Origin of the sequence: Propylenella binzhouense (genome assembly GCF_009866965.1) — a bacterium.
In the GTDB taxonomy this organism is placed as follows: domain Bacteria; phylum Pseudomonadota; class Alphaproteobacteria; order Rhizobiales; family Afifellaceae; genus Propylenella; species Propylenella binzhouense.
In genome coordinates this window covers 1-11,756 of sequence record NZ_SPKJ01000110.1, presented here as the reverse complement: position 1 = coordinate 11,756, position 11,756 = coordinate 1, and the positions used below count along the sequence as shown (strand labels likewise).

Annotated in this window: 10 protein-coding genes; 3 read left to right on the top strand and 7 right to left on the bottom strand. The window is 69.0% G+C overall.

The window, feature by feature from the left end; genetic code table 11:
• Window positions 1-38: 38 nt before the first annotated feature.
• The 4 genes from E4O86_RS20020 to E4O86_RS20005 all read right to left on the bottom strand — a co-directional run bounded on the left by E4O86_RS20020 (window position 39) and on the right by E4O86_RS20005 (window position 6,100).
• On the bottom strand, window positions 39-719 hold the full coding sequence (locus E4O86_RS20020) for a BglII/BstYI family type II restriction endonuclease (RefSeq protein ID WP_205520994.1): 681 nt from the start codon (window positions 717-719) through the stop codon (window positions 39-41).
• A gap of 10 nt (window positions 720-729) precedes the next feature.
• The gene (gene ettA / locus E4O86_RS20015; RefSeq protein WP_161142320.1) at window positions 730-2,385 is read right to left on the bottom strand and encodes an energy-dependent translational throttle protein EttA; all 1,656 of its coding nucleotides are present in this window, start codon (window positions 2,383-2,385) and stop codon (window positions 730-732) included.
• An 87-nt stretch (window positions 2,386-2,472) separates the two neighbouring features.
• Window positions 2,473-3,723: a hypothetical protein gene (locus E4O86_RS20010; RefSeq protein WP_161142319.1), complete on the bottom strand. Its 1,251-nt coding sequence runs from the start codon at window positions 3,721-3,723 to the stop codon at window positions 2,473-2,475.
• Window positions 3,724-3,874: 151 nt separating this feature from the next.
• Window positions 3,875-6,100 (bottom strand): putative bifunctional diguanylate cyclase/phosphodiesterase, encoded by a 2,226-nt coding sequence (locus tag E4O86_RS20005; protein WP_161142318.1) that lies wholly within the window; start codon window positions 6,098-6,100, stop codon window positions 3,875-3,877.
• 226 nt (window positions 6,101-6,326) lie between these two features.
• Between E4O86_RS20005 and E4O86_RS20000 the strand changes: the two genes are divergently transcribed.
• Window positions 6,327-6,692 carry a PRC-barrel domain-containing protein gene (locus E4O86_RS20000; protein ID WP_161142317.1) on the top strand — a complete coding sequence of 122 codons (366 nt, stop codon included), beginning with the start codon at window positions 6,327-6,329 and terminating at the stop codon, window positions 6,690-6,692.
• 44 nt (window positions 6,693-6,736) lie between these two features.
• Here E4O86_RS20000 and E4O86_RS19995 read toward each other — a convergent pair whose 3' ends face one another.
• A complete protein-coding gene (locus E4O86_RS19995; RefSeq protein ID WP_161142316.1) occupies window positions 6,737-7,762 on the bottom strand; it encodes an asparaginase in 1,026 nt (341 codons plus the stop codon).
• A gap of 60 nt (window positions 7,763-7,822) precedes the next feature.
• Here E4O86_RS19995 and E4O86_RS19990 point away from each other — a divergent pair, with 60 nt between their 5' ends.
• Window positions 7,823-8,554, top strand: a complete 732-nt coding sequence (locus tag E4O86_RS19990) for a DUF3750 domain-containing protein (protein ID WP_161142315.1) — start codon at window positions 7,823-7,825, stop codon at window positions 8,552-8,554.
• On the opposite strand, the gene E4O86_RS19985 is transcribed toward E4O86_RS19990, so the two are convergent.
• Both E4O86_RS19985 and E4O86_RS19980 read right to left on the bottom strand, forming a co-directional pair.
• Window positions 8,517-9,404, bottom strand: coding sequence for an alpha/beta fold hydrolase (locus E4O86_RS19985; protein ID WP_343039199.1), 888 nt, complete (start codon window positions 9,402-9,404; stop codon window positions 8,517-8,519). The genes E4O86_RS19990 and E4O86_RS19985 overlap by 38 nt on opposite strands.
• 161 nt (window positions 9,405-9,565) lie before the next feature.
• On the bottom strand, window positions 9,566-10,729 hold the full coding sequence (locus tag E4O86_RS19980; protein ID WP_161142313.1) for an acetyl-CoA acetyltransferase: 1,164 nt from the start codon (window positions 10,727-10,729) through the stop codon (window positions 9,566-9,568).
• Between the two features lie 397 nt (window positions 10,730-11,126).
• On the opposite strand from E4O86_RS19980, the gene E4O86_RS19975 reads away from it, so the two are divergent.
• Window positions 11,127-11,639: a cell wall hydrolase gene (locus E4O86_RS19975; RefSeq protein WP_161142312.1), complete on the top strand. Its 513-nt coding sequence runs from the start codon at window positions 11,127-11,129 to the stop codon at window positions 11,637-11,639.
• Window positions 11,640-11,756: the final 117 nt, after the last annotated feature.

The following is an 11,756-nucleotide window of genomic DNA, read 5'->3' as shown; positions in this document are numbered from 1 at the left end:
CGCCTCATCGATCTCTTCCCACCAGCCGAATGCGCCAACTACTTCAAAGCGGCAGGGTATGATGCAACCTGATCGGATTCCGCTCTAACGAAGGCGTCAACCCAAGCTTGCCTGAAATCGCCTGAACGCTTTGCTGCCCTTTCGATGATGTCCTGCTGCCGGCGAGTTGGCCGATAACCAAATTCGCCCAAAGCTTCTACAGCATCGATGCCCTTTTGGTCGATGAACCGCCGTAGCAGAGTCCTCATGCTCCGATGCAAACTCTCGCCCCTGGTAATGAGCGCCCCGACAGAGATTGCACCTTCGGCATGAAGGCGCTTGAAATTTTCAAGATCCCGATCGAAGAACGGATCCTTGTTGTTCCACTCAATCTCTAGCGCGATCGCCCAGTTCATCGGGCCGAACGTCTTCACATGATCAATTTCGTGGGACAAGGAGGCGACAACCTGCTCATCGGATTCGTCGTCCCAACGGACAGTTTTGCGGATTCCGATATTCCGCTTGACCCATCCCAGATCGGAAAGAGCCCGCCGCATCCTCTGTGTGCCTTGTGCTTCGCCACCCCCACCTGCGACAAGCTCAGTGATCGGAATTTCCAACGAACAAAGAACCCGATCGATGTCTTTCTCGGCCTCCGGCATATCGTGCGTGATAATTGCCTCGGCGTGGTGAAGCGCCAGAACATCAAACCCCCGCGCCTTCAGATCATCAAACAGCACGGAGCCGCCCTTACCGCGTTAGCGGCTTGTACTTGATCCGGCGTGGGTTCTCGACGGCATCGGCGCCGAGGCGGCGCTTCTTGTCCTCCTCATAGGCCTGGAAGTTGCCCTCGAACCATTCGACGTGGCTGTCGCCCTCGAAGGCGAGGATGTGGGTCGCGAGGCGGTCGAGGAACATGCGGTCGTGGCTGATGACCACGGCGCAGCCGGCGAAATCCTCGAGCGCCTCCTCCAGGGCAGCCAGCGTCTCGGTGTCGAGGTCGTTGGTCGGCTCGTCGAGGAGGAGGACGTTCGCGCCCGATTTCAGCATCTTGGCGAGGTGCACGCGGTTGCGCTCGCCGCCGGAGAGCCGGCCGACTGGCTTCTGCTGATCGCCGCCCTTGAAGTTGAACGCCCCGCAATAAGCGCGCGAGTTCATTTCGCGCTTGCCGAGCTGGACCACCTCGGCACCGCCGGAGATCTCCTCCCAGACGGTGGCGTTCGGATCGAGCCCGCGGTTCTGCTCGGCGTAGCCGAGCACCACGGTCTCCCCGATCCGGATGGCGCCGCCGTCCGGCTTCTCCTCGCCGGTGATCATCTTGAAGAGCGTCGTCTTGCCGGCGCCGTTCGGGCCGATCACGCCGACGATGCCGCCGGGCGGCAGCTTGAAGGTGAGGTCGTCGATGAGGAGCCGGTCCCCAAAGCCCTTCGACAGGTCCTCGGCATCGATCACGACGTCGCCGAGCCGCGGCCCGGGCGGGATGACGATCTGCGCGTCGCGCGACTGCAGGCGCGCCTCGTTGAGCTTCAGCAGCTCGTCATAGGCCTTGATGCGGGCCTTCGATTTCGACTGGCGCGCCTGCGGGCTGCGGCCCATCCACTCGCGCTCGCGCTCGAGCACCTTCTGGCGCGCCTCGTCCTCGCGCTGCTCCTGGGCGAAACGCTTCGCCTTCTGCTCCAGATAGGCGGTGTAGTTGCCCTGGTAGGGGATGCCGCGGCCGCGGTCGATCTCGAGGATCCAGCCCGTCACGTTGTCGAGGAAGTAGCGGTCGTGGGTGACGATCAGCACGGCGCCGGGATATTGCTCGAGGTGCTTCTCCAGCCAGGCGACCGTCTCCGCGTCGAGATGGTTCGTCGGCTCGTCGAGGAGGAGGAGGTCCGGCTCCCAGAGGAGCAGCCGGCAGAGCGCCACACGCCTGCGCTCGCCGCCGGAGAGATTGTTGACGTCCGCATCGCCGGGCGGGCAGCGCAGCGCGTCCATCGCCATCTGGACCTTCGATTCCAGGTCCCACAGATTCTTGGAATCGATCTCGTCCTGGAGCTCGGAGGCCTCCGCCGCCGTCTCGTCGGAATAGTTCATCATCAGCTCGTTGTAGCGGTCGAGGACCGCCTGCTTGTCGGCGACCCCCTCCATCACGTTGCCGAGCACGTCCTTGGAGGCGTCGAGCGCCGGCTCCTGCGAGAGATAGCCGACGGTGGCGCCTTCCGCCGCCCAGGCCTCGCCGGTGAACTCCTTGTCCATCCCGGCCATGATCCTGAGCAGCGTCGACTTGCCGGAGCCGTTCGGGCCGAGCACGCCGATCTTGGCGTCCGGGTAGAACTGGAGATTGATGCCGTCGAGGACCTTCTTGCCGCCCGAATAGGCCTTGGAGAGGTCATGCATGTAGTAGATGAACTGGCGCGCCATGGCGGCGGAGGCTCCGTAGCTCGGACGTTGGGGGGTTCGGCCACGACATAGGCGATTGCGCGGAACGGGGCAATCGCGGCCGTGCGCTCACCCCTCGCCGGAAAGGACAGCCTCGAGCGCGCGCCCGGCGCGGCCGCAGGGCTCGGTGAGCGCGGCGATCCCGTCGTCCGGCTGGGCGGGCATGCCGGCGAGCGCATCCGGGTCGGCGAGAAGGAGGTCGGCGACCGCGTTGGCGAGCGCGCCCATCGGTCCGGCCGCCGCGGAAAGTGCGGAAGAGGCGGAAACCACGGGCATATCGGCGAGGAGCAGCCCCTGCCCGGCTGGAAACCCGGCATCGAGCCTGGTCGCGAGCCTGGCATTGAGCCAGGCGAGGCCTTCGCCGTTCATCCGCTCGATCGCCTTCAGCTGATCGGGCGTCGCATGGGGGCGGACAGGCTCGGCCTGGGCCTTGAGAACGAAATAGTCGGAGAGCGCGACGGAGGCGCGCAGCGCCGCCCCGCCGCCGATCCGCGCGAGCCTGCGATTGGCGGCGAGCATGAAGGGCAGCTGCCGCTCCGAGAGGGCGGGATTGACGACCGGCACCGCCGCATCCGCCACGCGCCAGCCGAACACCCTTGCGAGGAAGCCGCCGACGAGATCCTGCCGGATATCCTCGTAGCGGATCGGCAGGATGGCGGCCTCGCCGAATACGCCGGCGAACTTCGCCCAGCATGCCGCGAAGGGAGCCTGGTACAGATCCGCGAAGGCGCTGAAATCGGCTGCCGACCCGCCGCGCTTCACCTCCTGCATCCAGACCGAGAAGGCGTGCTCGGCGAGATTGCGCATGACGTAGGCGATCTCGATGCGGCGGCCCTCCGCGAGCGCCGCGTCGCGCAGGAAGGCGAGCCAGTCGGGATCGGCGAGCTGCAGGTGCTCGCCCGAGAAGAGGACGACCGGAAGATCGTTTCCGAGCACCGTCTCGAGGCGCCGGATGAACTCCTCCTGGTCGAAGCCCTCGGGACGGACCTCCGGCCGGAGAAGCCTGTAGAGATAGAGCGTGTTGCCGTTCGCGACGGCACGCGTGAAGCGGTCGCCGGCCGTCCGCGCGATCCGGTCGGCCGTCTTCCTGTCGGCCCGCACGCCGATGCCGGGCGACGGGTAGAACACGCCGCGCTCGAGCAGCGCGGGCGCGTTGATCGCAAGCCAGGTCTGGAGCGCGGACGTGCCGGTCTTGTTGGCGCCGATATGGAGGACGAGGCGGCGCTCCGTTTCCGGGCCGCCGGCATCGCCGAACGGCCCGAAGAGCCGGCGGAGGCCGTGCTTGCGCGCGACACGCGCGCCGATTCGCCTAGCCGCCACGGCGGCAGCGCCCTGCCCGGGCGCCGCGGCCAGGCGCCCGGCCAAGTTTCCGCTGAGACATCGGGCCGTCCCGGATAATCCTCTTCGCCATACCGCTTAGGACATGCCCGCCTCCCCGCAAAGGCCTGCGGGGCCGTTCCGGCGCGGCGGATCAGCCGGCCTGGCGCAAGAGCGGGTGCCGCTCGACCTCCTCGGCGAGCGCCGGACGGCCGTAATAGTAGCCCTGCCCGAAATCGCAGCCCATGATCTTCAGGAGTGCGTCCATTTCCGGCGTTTCCACGCCTTCGGCCACGACGGTCATGCCGAGGCCATGCGCCATCTCGATGACGGAGCGGACGATCACCCGGTTCGCCGCCTGCGAGGCCATCGAGCGCACGAAGGAGGCGTCGATCTTGACGCCGTCGACCGGCAGCTCCCTGAGATGCGTCAGCGAGGCGTAGCCGGTCCCGAAATCGTCCAGGATGATGCGGAACCCGGCCTCGTGCATCTCGGTCACCTTGCGGATCGCCGTCTCCGCGCCGCGCCCGAGCAGCACGCCCTCCGTGATCTCGAGGCGGATGGCGGAGGAGGCGACGCCGCTCGCCTGCATCAGCGCATAGAGATTTGCCGGGAAGGTCGGATCGCGGAGCTGGCCGGCGGCTATGTTGACGCCGATGCCGTCGACGGGCACGCCGCGGCGACTCCAGTCGGCGAACTGACCGATGGCGAGTTCGATCGCGCGATCGGAGAGCGCCCGCCCGAGCGCCAGATCCTCCAGCGCGTCCACGAACTCGCCGGCACTGCGGAGGCCCAGCCGCGGGTGCTGCCACCGGATGAGAACCTCGTGCGCAACGACAGCGCTCGACCGCAGGTTCACGACTGGCTGGAAGGCGACGGTGAACTGGTCGTGCTGGAGGCCCGCCCGGACCTCCTGGAAAAGCCGGTGGCGGCGCTCGATATAATCGCCGAGCTCCGGGCTGTAGATGGACCACCTGTCGCCGCCGGCATGCTTGGCGTCGTAGACGGCGATATCCGCCTGCCGCAGAAGCTCCTCGCTCACGGCCGGAGACTGCGCCACGGCGACGCCGATCGAGGCGCCCACCCGGAGGGTCTGGCCGGCATACTGGACCGGCGCGGTGGCGGTCTCGAGCATCCGGCTGGCGATGCCGGGCAATTCGGCGGGATCGAGATCCGGCAGGAACACGGCGAACTCGTCGCCGCCCGGACGTGCCACCAGGGTTCCCTCCGCCACCGATTGCCGGAGGCGGTCGCTCAGCGCCAGCAGGAGGTGGTCGCCTGCATGATGGCCGAGCGTGTCGTTGACGTCCTTGAAATTGTCGAGCTCGAGGATGAGCAGCGCCATCGTCTTTCCGGTGGCGGCCGCCTCCGCCGCCGCGCGGATCGTTTCGCCGAGAGCGCGCCGGTTGGCGAGCCCGGTCAGCGGATCGCGCGTCGCGAGGCGCTCCAGCTCATCCTGCATGACGCGCTCGGAGGTGATGTCCTGGACGGTGCCGATGACGCGGTCCGCGCCGTCGCGCTCCGCGATGATGCGAGTCCAGCGCGTCGCGCCGGGCGCACAGACGTGGCAGGATTCGTAGGAGAACGGCTGTCCGCTGCCGGCGGTCTCGGCCACCGCATGCATGATCCGGGAAAGATCGGCGCTGGTCTGCTTGCGAAAGCCGTCGGCAAGCGTCGCGGGCTGCTCGCCAGGACATCCGAGGAGGGCGAGGGCCTCGGGAGTCCAGGTTGCGGTGCCGCTCCTGAGGTCGAGCGACCAGCCGCCAATGCTGGCGAGACGCGAGATCTGCCGGAGCTGCCGCTCCTGCTCGGCGAGCAGCCGGTTCTGATCGATCACCCGGTGCAACTGGCGGCGGCGCTCCCGCACCGCCCGGCGAAGCCGCCCGAGGGTCTGGTGATGGAGAAGCTGATCGACGGCCTGTGCGGCGAGCAGGCGAAGGATCTTCTGCTCGCCTTCGCCGAAGGCGCGCGGCACGCGATCCATGACGCAGAGGCTGCCGAGCCGCAGATCGGGCCCGAAGACGAGCGGTGCGCCCGCATAGAAGCGGACGAAAGGCGGGCCGATCACCTGCCGGTTGAAGGCGAAGCGCATGTCAGCGCGGGCATCCTCGATGACGAGCACGTCGTCCGAGCGGATCGTGAAATCGCAGAAGGCGCTCGCCCGGTCGGTGCTCGTCATGCACATTCCGCGGCTCGCCTTGAACCATTGCCGGTCGGAGGCGACGAGCGAGATCGTCGCCATCGGGACCGCCAGCACTTCGCAAGCCAGCTCGACGAGGCTCTCGAAGCCGGGCGCCCGCTCGGTGTCCAAAATCTCCAGGCGATCAAGATGCCTGAGACGCTCGCCCTCGGAAATCATGACCTTCGCACTCGCAGTCAAAGGTAATTCCTAAGATTGAATTCGTTCGTGGCGGGTTAACGCGCACGCCTGCAACCGCCCCTCAAAGATCCCGGTTTTATTACAATGCTATGGATCGGCGGCGCGAGACCCCGACGCGCCAGAAGCGGCCACATCCGGACAACCGGACATTTCAGCCTCGCCGCCACTGCGAGGAACCGGTCTCCTCCCGATTCGTTAGACCGGAAAGGAAGCCTGGGTCGCCCCAATGCGCATGCGTTTCGCCCTCTCTTTGCTGGCCGGCCTCGCGGCCGGGCCGGCGATCGCGCAGTCGGATCCCGGGGCCCCGCCTCCGGCCATACCCGGCGAGCACATGTTCCCGTCCGGCTGGTCGCTCGATTCGGTCACGGGTTCGCCGGTCTTCGACGAGGACGGCGACAGGATCGGCACGGTGGAGCGCGCGGTCGGCGATTCGAGCGGAGCCGTGACCCACATCGTCGTCGATCTCTCAGGCGAGAGCGGGCGGCCCGTGCGCGTTCCGATCACGGCCATCACGCCGAGCCTCGACGGAACGAGGATGTCCTTCATCAGCCACCTGAAGCGCGGCGATCTCGCCAACCTGCCGCGGGGCTGAGGCGGCGGGCCGGCACCGGTCCGGCCGATCTCCGCCGAAGGTCTTCAGACCGAGCGCGCCGGCGGCGCGAGAGACGCGAACGCACCCGGCACCGGCCGGATGTCGCCCACCCGCGAGCCGCGCCGCGTCACGACCGGGACGTCCAGCCGCGGGGCGAGCGCGGCCGCGTGCTCCGGAAGCAGCCGTGCGAGGAGCGCCGCCATCACGCATTCGGAGCCGCGCGTGCCGCCGTCATCGCATTTGAGCGCGATGCCGAGCCCGAGAGCCGGAACGGCCGCGCAGAAGACCCCCTCCGCCCCGGTCTTCACGAGCGCCGCGCCGGCGAGCCCGGCCATCACCTCCGTGCAGAAGCGGCCGGTGCCCGCCACGAAGAACGGGGCCGACGTCGCCGCCTCGTAAAGCCTGCGTGCGGCGGCGGCCCGCACCGGCGGCAGGCCGGCGCCGGTCCCGAACCGCGCGAAGCCGCTTGCGAGCGCCGCGAGCGGGACCGCCCAGGAGGGGATCGAGCAGCCGTCGATGCCGCGGTTCTCTTCGCCGAGCCTCGCCCGGAGCACGTCCGCCATCGCATCCCTGACGGCCGCCTGCACGGCGTGCCCGGGTTCAACATAGCCGTTGCTGGAAACGCCCAGGCGCGCAGCGAGGGCGAGGAAGCCGGCATGCTTTCCCGAACAATTGTTGTGGACCGCGCGCGGACGCTCGCCCGCGCAGGCGAGCGCTTCGGCGGAGGCCGGGTGGCTCGGCGCATGCGCCCCGCATTCGAGCGCGGATTCGTCGAACCCGGCCGCCCGGAGCATCGCCTCGACGCCGGCGACATGGGCAGGCTCCCCGCCATGCGACGCCTGCGCCAGCGCGAGCTCGCGCGTGTCGAACCCGAACGCATCCGCGGCACCCGATTCGACGAGCGGCAGCGCCTGGAGAGGCTTGACGGCGGAACGCGGGAAGACCGGCCGCTCGGTATCCCCGGTCGCCCAAAGAACGGTCCCCGCCGCGTCGACGACCGCGACGGAAGCACGGTGGCGGCTCTCCACGAGCGGGCCGCGGGTGACCTCTACGAGGACGGGATTGGCCATGGCTCACGCTGCCGGTAACATTGCACGAGGCATCGACGCTCGCCGGCGAGAAGGGCCAGCATGCGCAGCACGATCCGGTGGTCCGCCGTCCTCGTCATCCTCCTCTTCATAGCGCCGGTCCTCGCACATGGCGCGGTCTGGATCGCCGCAGACCGTCCGTCGAGCTGGCGCGACGCGGACTGGAGCTCCGCCGGCATCCTGCCTTCGCCGCGCGCGGAGCCCGAAGCCTCGATCCGGATCCTCGCTGCGCGCACCGGCGGCCTGAAGGGCGCCGTGGCCGTGCACACCTGGCTCGTGCTGAAGCACGCCGGCGCCGACGGCTACGACCGCTACGAGGTGACGGCCTGGGGCCTTCCCGTCCGGCGCAACCGCAACGCGCCCGACGGGCGCTGGTATTCGAACGAGCCGGAGATCATCTACGCGCTTCGAGGCGCTGAGGCGGCGGCGCTCCTCCCGAAGGTCGAGGCGGCGATCGCCGCCTATCCCTGGTCGAGGCCGGGAACGTACCGCGTCTGGCCCGGGCCGAACTCGAACACCTTCGTCGCGAGCGTGATCGCGGCCGTCCCCGAGCTCGGCGCCGAGCTGCCGCCGACCGCGATCGGCCGCGACTACCGGACCGGCTTCTTCCCGACGCCGTCCGGCGGCTGGGCGGTTTCGCTCGGGGGCCTCGCGGGCGTCGCGTTCGGCATCCGCGACGGCCTGCAGATCAGCCTTCTCGGCCTCGTCGCCGGCGTCCGCTTCACGGCGCCCGCGCTCATCCTGCCGGGCTTCGGCGCGATCGGGGCAGGCTAGGGGCCGGCGACCCCACCGCCGCCATTGCGGACGCCTCGTCGATCGCCGCCATCACCGCGTCGGGCGCGGTCTGGTGCACCATGTGCCCGACCCCCGGCAGGAGATGCAGCCGGCTTCCCGGGACGGCACGCGCGACGCCCGCGGATTGGTAGCGGCTGTCGAGCATCCGGTCGTCGGCGCCGGCGATGACGACGGTCGGAACCCGAATCCCGGAATAGCGGCGAGCGAGACGGGCCGCGGCAGGAACCAGCAAGGCCGATTCGGCGGCCGCGGCCCTGAGCTGCGACGGCCGGAGCGCGAGCTCGCGCGGGAATTCCGCGAAGGAGGGCGGGACCGGCGCCGGCCCGAAGATGCGGCGCATCAGCAGCGGCCAGATCGCGCGCGCAATGAACGGCGAGACGGTGCAGCGCAGCACGTCGCCCAGGACCGGCACAGCGGAGGGCGAGGCCAGGAGCGCGTCGAAGCGCGGGCTCGGATAGAAATAGCCGGAGGCGAGCACGAGGGCGCGCGTCGCAGCCGGGAACCGCAGCGCATAGCTCGCCGCGACCAGCGCCCCCCAGGAATGGCCGAGGACGATCGCCTCGCCGATCCCGAGCCGCGCCAGCGCCGCGTGAAGGAGGTCAGCCTGCGCCCAGGGCGTCCAGAGCCGGCCGCGCGGGCGCGCGCTGAAGCCATAGCCCGGCCTGTCGAACACGATCACGCGGTAGCGCCGGGCGGCGCGCGCGACGAGGCCGCTCGACAGGAAATCCTGGATCAGGCTTCCATTGCCGTGGAACAGCACCAGCGCGGGCCCGCGGCCGCGCTCGAAGTAATGCAGCCGGACGCCCCCCACCTCGAGGAACGCGCCCACCGGCGGCGTCCGGCGCTCCGCGAGACGGGCGCGCCGGCCATGATAGAACGCGAGGGCGACAAGAGCCGCTCCGCCAGCGGCAGCGGCCAATGCCAGGGACTTGGGCTCTTCGCTGCGCTGCAACATGGGGCATCAACGAAGCGGCGGGGAGACGGTTCCCGTCAGCGCAGCCGCTCCAGGATGGAGACGTAGTTCGCGACCGCGGTGCCACCCATGTTGAAGATGCCAGCGAGCGCGGCGCCCGGAACCTGCATCCCCTCCGCGGTGCCGGTGAGCTGCATCGCCGCGAGCGCGTGCATGGAGACGCCGGTCGCGCCGATCGGATGGCCCTTCGCCTTCAGCCCGCCGGAGGGGTTCACCGGAAGCCGCCCGTCCCGCTCGACCCAGCCTTCGTCGATCGCGCGGTGCCCCTCGCCGGGGCGGGTCAGCCCCATCGCCTCGTATTCGATCAGCTCGGCGATGGTGAAGCAGTCATGCGTCTCCACGAGATCGAGGTCTGCGAGCACCGTGCCGGCCGCGTCATGCGCGCGGCGCCAGGCTTCCGCGCAGCCTTCGAAGGCCACGACGTCGCGCCGCGACATCGGAAGGTAGTCGTTCACCTGCACGGCGGCGCGGAGGTGGACGGCCTTCGGCATCCTGAGCGCGGTCTCCGTGTCGGTCAGCACGATCGCGGCCGCGCCGTCGGAGACGAGCGAGCAATCGGTGCGGCGAAGCGGGCCGGCAACCAGCGGGTTCTTGTCGGAGACCGCGTTGCAGAACGCGAAGCCGAGATCCTTGCGGAGCTGGGCATAGGGGTTGGCGACGCCGTTGCCGTGGTTCTTGGCGGCGATGCGGGCGAGCGCCTCCGAGCGGTCGCCGTAGCGCTGGAAATAGAGCTCCGCGATGCGCCCGAAAATGCCGGCGAAGCCGCCCTCGGTCCCGCCCTCCTCCGCGCGATAGGAGGCGTTGAGCAGGATGTCGCCGATTTCCGCGCCGGGCGCCGCCGTCATCCGTTCGGCGCCGATCACCAGCACGAACCGGGCGCGGCCCGCCGCGACGGCGTTGAGCCCCTGGTGGAGCGCGGCGGACCCGGTCGCGCAGGCGTTCTCGACGCGCGTGGCGGGGCGGAACCGGAGGGCGGGATCGATCGCCAGCGCGAACGAGGCCGGGAAGGACTGCTTCTCGAAGCCGCCGAAATTCCCGACCATGATCTCGCCGACATCCTCCGGCTCGAGCCCGGCATCGCGGATCGCCGCCGCGCCGGTCTCCGCGATCAAGGCCTCGAGGCTGCCCGACTCGTGCCGGCCGAAGCGGCCATGCGCCCAGCCGACGATGCATCCGCTCATCGCTACGCTCCCGATCAGGCGACGACTATGCGCCCGCGGCGGCGCCGGTCAATGCGGCCGCGCGCCCGAGCGAATGCGGCGGCGGCGCGATCGGCATCCCAAAGCTGCAGTGTCCGGCGAAATATTCCTCTACTTCACGCCTATTAACCAAAACGATCGAGGCAAACAGAAGAACAATATATTGCTATTCTCCATTCGAAGCCGACAAACGAACCGGTTAGCCGGTTAAAAATTGCCGTGACGGCGGAATAGATTTCTTCATCTGGCCCGGAACTATCTTCTTCCCGCCACATACGCTGCCATTCCTCGCCTTGATTGCCTGCCATCAGCACCCCGCCTCCGGGAAGGGGCGCGGGTCCAACCCGCTGGGACACTTGAGCAAAATAAGGATCATTGGATGCGGCTTGCCTACAGGCTGGCGCTTTGCGCGCTCGTTCTCACGTCGTCGGCGCTGACGACCCGCGTTGCGCTGGCGGAGGACGAGGGGGCGCCCGACAAGGAGACCGAATGTCTGGCGAAGGGGATCTATTTCGAGGCAAGGGGGGAGCCGCTCGACGGCCAGCTCGCGGTCGGACGGGTCATCCTCAATCGGAAGGAGAGCGAGCGCTACCCCGATACGATCTGCGGCGTGGTCTACCAGAACGCCGAGAGGAAGAACCGCTGCCAGTTCTCCTTCGCCTGCGACGGCCGGCCCGACCTCATCGCCGAAAGGAAGCTCTGGAAGAGCATTCTCGCCGAAGCGGCCGCGCTGCTGGATTGCGAGGAGACCTGCGAGGAATCGGAGGACTGGCCGGACGGCGTCGGCGCCTCCACCCATTACCACACGACCGCAGTCAATCCGTCCTGGTCGCGGAAGCTGCGCATGACCGGCCGGATCGGCCGCCACCTCTTCTATGCGAGCGCCAGCTGACGGAGCGCGTCCCGCAGGCCCGGCCTCAGCGATCCGCCGGCCGGCCGGGTGCGCTTGACGCGGCAGCCGCCGTCCGCAGCGGCTCCGGCGCGGCTTCGGCCGGCACGCGCCGCGCCG

Bases quoted from the DNA above. Each gene is read 5' to 3' on its own strand.
- ettA (WP_161142320.1), bottom strand. From the start codon at position 2,385: ATGGCGCGCCAGTTCATCTACTACATGCATGACCTCTCCAAGGCCTAT.
- E4O86_RS20000 (WP_161142317.1), top strand. From the start codon at position 6,327: ATGCGCATGCGTTTCGCCCTCTCTTTGCTGGCCGGCCTCGCGGCCGGG.
- E4O86_RS19995 (WP_161142316.1), bottom strand. From the start codon at position 7,762: ATGGCCAATCCCGTCCTCGTAGAGGTCACCCGCGGCCCGCTCGTGGAG.
- E4O86_RS19990 (WP_161142315.1), top strand. From the start codon at position 7,823: ATGCGCAGCACGATCCGGTGGTCCGCCGTCCTCGTCATCCTCCTCTTC.
- E4O86_RS19980 (WP_161142313.1), bottom strand. From the start codon at position 10,729: ATGAGCGGATGCATCGTCGGCTGGGCGCATGGCCGCTTCGGCCGGCAC.
- E4O86_RS19975 (WP_161142312.1), top strand. From the start codon at position 11,127: ATGCGGCTTGCCTACAGGCTGGCGCTTTGCGCGCTCGTTCTCACGTCG.